At 55.9% G+C, this 4,242-nt stretch carries 5 protein-coding genes; 3 read left to right on the forward strand and 2 right to left on the reverse strand.

Annotated elements, in window-relative coordinates:
- Nucleotides 1-197: 197 nt before the first annotated feature.
- On the reverse strand, nucleotides 198-401 hold the full coding sequence (locus tag NNN71_RS23850) for a hypothetical protein (RefSeq protein WP_271459509.1): 204 nt from the start codon (nucleotides 399-401) through the stop codon (nucleotides 198-200).
- A gap of 57 nt (nucleotides 402-458) precedes the next feature.
- Nucleotides 459-800: a DUF1971 domain-containing protein gene (locus NNN71_RS23855; protein ID WP_271459510.1), complete on the reverse strand. Its 342-nt coding sequence runs from the start codon at nucleotides 798-800 to the stop codon at nucleotides 459-461.
- Between the two features lie 191 nt (nucleotides 801-991).
- Between NNN71_RS23855 and murQ the strand changes: the two genes are divergently transcribed.
- From murQ to NNN71_RS23870, 3 genes are read left to right on the forward strand one after another with little or no spacing between them, the layout of a single operon-like run.
- Nucleotides 992-1,906: an N-acetylmuramic acid 6-phosphate etherase gene (gene murQ / locus NNN71_RS23860; protein WP_271459511.1), complete on the forward strand. Its 915-nt coding sequence runs from the start codon at nucleotides 992-994 to the stop codon at nucleotides 1,904-1,906.
- A complete protein-coding gene (locus tag NNN71_RS23865) occupies nucleotides 1,896-3,254 on the forward strand; it encodes a PTS transporter subunit EIIC (protein WP_271459512.1) in 1,359 nt (452 codons plus the stop codon). Before murQ ends, NNN71_RS23865 begins: the two co-directional genes overlap by 11 nt.
- Before the next feature lie 58 nt (nucleotides 3,255-3,312).
- The gene (locus tag NNN71_RS23870) at nucleotides 3,313-4,173 is read left to right on the forward strand and encodes a MurR/RpiR family transcriptional regulator (RefSeq protein WP_163448689.1); all 861 of its coding nucleotides are present in this window, start codon (nucleotides 3,313-3,315) and stop codon (nucleotides 4,171-4,173) included.
- Nucleotides 4,174-4,242: the final 69 nt, after the last annotated feature.

The raw sequence follows: 4,242 nt of genomic DNA on the forward strand, positions 1-4,242 counted from the left end.
CAATTTACACCATTTAAACAAAAATAAATTTATTGATCTCACCCCATTACACACCGCTAAACCTAACTCATCAGAGGGAATAAATGCGCTAAATCGCTACCCGATAGTGAGTATAGAATCAATTTGACGTTTTAATGGGGTTGAGGCGGGAGATTTAAGACGGGAACATAACAAACAACGCCAGGCGCAGACCGTGCTCAGGAACGCTGCGCCTTACCATGATACAACCCCGTTGAATAGGTGGAGCCAGCCCTCTTTTCCTGGCTCAGATCCGGGCACAAAGAAGCGCTGGATGAAAGATAATGCTGGTATTCCGCAACGTGCAACAGGGCCTGCTCGCCGCAAAGCTCCTGCTCACCATAATCGACATACATCAACGATTGTCGGAAGAATTTGAACATAACGTTTTCCAGCCATTGGACCTGGCACCTCCACTCATTGATGGAGGTGCGTCATGATTATGATTTTTTCGCGCTGTAGACTTCTTCACCGGAGAATGTCGGCTCGGCCCAGAAATTAATATTGAACTGCGCGTCGTCGGTCATTTCGATACGATGCCAGTACTGCGGCGGGCTGGTCGCGAAGCTACCGGCATTGATAACCACCTTCCCTTCCGGTTCCGTGGCCTGCTCATCAGCAAAACCGTAGTAGGTCACCGTACCTTCCATCACACACAGCTGGCCAAAGATGCCGGCGGCGGTATTGTGATGGCTCAGCAGCGCGGCCGGGACATTGTCTTTTGTGAAGAATGGGGTTGAACGTTTGATAGTCCAGTTTTTAGGGATTCTGTGATGGCTCATATTAACCTCCGGATCTAAAACATGCATTTAAAATACAACTTAAAAATCGAGCTGTAAAGCATTTTTGATAATGAATCTCATTATCGTGTATACACCGTTCTTCGCCCGGCATCACATTTCTGCATGTTGCTCATTGTCGAATTCCGACATTTATTTATATTAAAAATGTCGAATATCAACAGAGGTAATGCATGAACCCGCTCGCTTTCACCATTGCGCAAGAACAGAATGTCGATACCCGCTATCTGGCAGACCTGCCGCTTCCCGACATACTGGCGTTGCTCAACGAGCACGACGCCCGCGTTCCGCTCGCCATTCGCGGCGTTCTTCCGCAGGTGGAAGAGGCCGTGCGTCTGATTGTCGGGCAGATGAAAAGCGGTGGTCGGCTGTTTTATGTTGGCGCAGGCACCAGCGGACGGCTTGGCGTGCTGGACTCCGCCGAGTGCCCACCGACCTTTGGCACCGACCCAAACCTGGTTCAATCAGTCATTGCCGGCGGGCTGGACGCCATGCTGCGCGCCGTAGAGAACGTAGAAGATGACGCCGCCGCCGCGGTTGCCGAACTCCGCGCTCGTGGCCTGAGTCAACGGGATGTGGTGCTGGGTATCGCCGCCAGCGGACGCACGCCGTTCGTGATGTCGGCGCTCGACTTTGCGCGCCAGACTGGCGCAAAGACCATCGCGCTCACCACCCGCGGTCCAGGCCTTATCTCAGAAAAAGCGGACGTGGCGGTAGCGCCGGACGTCGGTGCCGAAGCGCTGGCCGGTTCCACGCGGATGAAAAGCGGCTCCGCGCAGAAGATGCTGCTGGGGATGATCAGTACCGCCACCATGATTCAACTGGGGCGCGTGCACGGCAACCTGATGATTGACGTAAAAGCCTCGAACAAAAAGCTGTTGCGCCGCGCCGAGCACATGGTGGCGCAGATCTGCGAAGTGGATAACGCCACGGCGCAAATGCAGCTCCAACAGGTGAACTACAACGTGCGCGCGGCGGTGCTGAGCAACCTGCTGGGCCTCTCTCCCGATGCGGCGCTTGCGATGGCCGCGCAACCCTTTGTCGCCCTAAAAGATCAGCTATTATCAGGAGCCACTCATGGCCAATAAAATAGAACATCTGGAGCTTATCGCTGACGCCATCGAACACCATATTGGCGGCTTCGGCAACGTCGCCACGCTGACCAACTGCATGACCCGCGTACGCGTGGTCCTGCGCGATCGCAGCCTGTTTAACGCCGAAGCGCTGCGCAAAGTGGACGGAGTCAAAGGCACCGTCGACGCCGGAGAGCAGTTTCAGATTATCGTCGGCGCGGGTACGGCATCAAAGGTGACGGGGATCCTGACTAAACGCATGAATCGCGCGGGAATCGCCCTAGCCGCCGCCGCCGATGCAGAACGTAAACCTTTCTCCATCCGCCGCTGCCTGAATATTCTGGCGGCCATTTTTGTCCCTACCATCCCGGCGCTGATCGGCTGCGGTTTGATTCTTGGATTAGTCAACGTCTGCCGCCTGATCGGCCCCGAGTTTGTCGCCAGCCATCAGGATCTCTTCGCCCTGCTGACGGTCATGGGGAAGGCGGTCTTTACGGTGCTGGCGGTGATGATCGGCATGAATACCGCCAAAGAGCTGCAGGCGTCTCCCGCCATCGGCGCAGTGATGGCGGCCGTGCTGGCCGCGCCGGATCTCGCCAACATCAAGCTATTTGGCAGCGCATTAACGCCGGGCGGCGGCGGGATTTTCGCCGTGCTGCTGGTCTGCGTCTTTGCCGCGAAATTTGAGCTGTGGTTCCGCCGCTACTGCAAAGAGAGTCTGGATCTGATTTTAACGCCCATGGTGACGATTCTGGTCTCCTCGCTGGCCGCGCTGCTGATTCTGCAACCGCTGGCGCACGCGGTTAATCAGTGGCTGGGCGACCTGGTGGCGCTCTCCCTGCTCAACAATTCCGCAGGTTCTGTTGTGGTTGGCGCGCTGCTTGGCGGCGGCTTCCTGTTCCTGCTGCTGACCGGTTTACATCAGGGGCTTATTCCCATTCACGCGCAGATCCTCGATACTTTTGGCCTGAACTATCTGTTCCCGATCCTCGCGATGGGCGGGATGGGTCAGGTGGGCGCGGCGGCCTATGTCTACCTGAAGACGAAGAATTCGCGCCTGAAGAAAACCATTTCCGGCGCGCTGCCGGTGGGTATCATCGGCGTCGGTGAACCGCTGCTGTTCGGCGTCTCCTTGCCGCTGGGTAAACCGTTTATCGCAGGCTGCATCGGCGGTGCGGCAGGCGGTGCGGTGATTGCCGCCTGTAAGGTAGGCATTATCATTCCGTTTGGCACTGCTGGACTATCGCTGCTGCCGTTAGTCGGCGCCGGGCAGATTCTGCCGTTCCTGCTGGCGGTCGTTAGCGCATGGGTGGTTGGATTTGTCGCCGCCATGATCCTGGGCTTTACCGATCCGCAGGAATAGTCATAATCAGGCACAGGGCGCAACGCGCCCTTCCCCATGGCGAGAAAAAAGGTACGTAATGGAATCCATCATCAGCAAAATTCAGGCTCTGGCGCACGCCAAAAACGGCGGCGATCGGCGTATCTCGACGTATCTGATTGAGCGGAATTTTGATATCTCCGATTTAAGCGCCACCCGCATGGGGCAGGAACTGGGTATCAGCGATTCCTCCGTCATCCGCTATGCCAAAGCGCTTGGCTGTAGCGGTTTTCCGGAGCTGAAGCTGTGGCTCGCCGCGGCCAGCCATCCGCAAAAAGCGCGCGCACGCGAGGAGATCTACGAAGGTATTGAAGCCAGCGACTCTACTGAGCAGATGGTGGAGAAATCCCGCGTCCTGTTTGCCAGCAAAATTGACCAGTCGCTGGATCTGCTCGACCCGCAAACTATCGACATCTGCGCGCGGTTACTGATCGACAGCCGCAAAATCGTCCTCGTCGGCATCGGGACCTCGGCGCTGATCGCGCTGGATATCAACCACAAGCTGATTCGCTGTGGGTTAAACGTGCAGTTCAACTACGATTACCACACGCAAATTGTGCAGGCATCTTTACTACAGCCCGGCGACGTGCTGCTCGCGGTCTCCGCGCGCGGTGAAACGGCGGAGGTGGTAGAAGCGCTGGAGCTGGCCCGTGAACGCGGGGCACACACGATAGCCATCACCCGCTATGGCAAAAACAAAGTCAGCCAAATTGCCAAACACGTCATCCCCTATAGCTATACCGAAGCGCACGAGAAACTTGGCATGGTGACGCCACAAATCCTACAGATGATCGCCTTTGATATTCTTTTCTTCCGCATTAACAGCCTCGTGTCGCCGGACAGCATGTCCACCGCGCTGCACACCATCAACAAACGCCAGCACAACGGAAACACGCCATAAATATCAACTAGCTGAATATCCACACAAATAACATTGTCTTTTAACATTCATTAACAGATAGTGTATAAG

Source organism: Kluyvera sp. Awk 3, from assembly GCF_028069715.1.
GTDB classification, from domain to species: domain Bacteria; phylum Pseudomonadota; class Gammaproteobacteria; order Enterobacterales; family Enterobacteriaceae; genus Kluyvera; species Kluyvera georgiana_A.

What these genes read in the sequence shown, in the direction of transcription:
- NNN71_RS23850 (WP_271459509.1), bottom strand. Translation starts at nt 401, where the DNA reads ATGTTCAAATTCTTCCGACAATCGTTGATGTATGTCGATTATGGTGAG.
- NNN71_RS23855 (WP_271459510.1), bottom strand. Translation starts at nt 800, where the DNA reads ATGAGCCATCACAGAATCCCTAAAAACTGGACTATCAAACGTTCAACC.
- murQ (WP_271459511.1), top strand. Translation starts at nt 992, where the DNA reads ATGAACCCGCTCGCTTTCACCATTGCGCAAGAACAGAATGTCGATACC.
- NNN71_RS23865 (WP_271459512.1), top strand. Translation starts at nt 1,896, where the DNA reads ATGGCCAATAAAATAGAACATCTGGAGCTTATCGCTGACGCCATCGAA.
- NNN71_RS23870 (WP_163448689.1), top strand. Translation starts at nt 3,313, where the DNA reads ATGGAATCCATCATCAGCAAAATTCAGGCTCTGGCGCACGCCAAAAAC.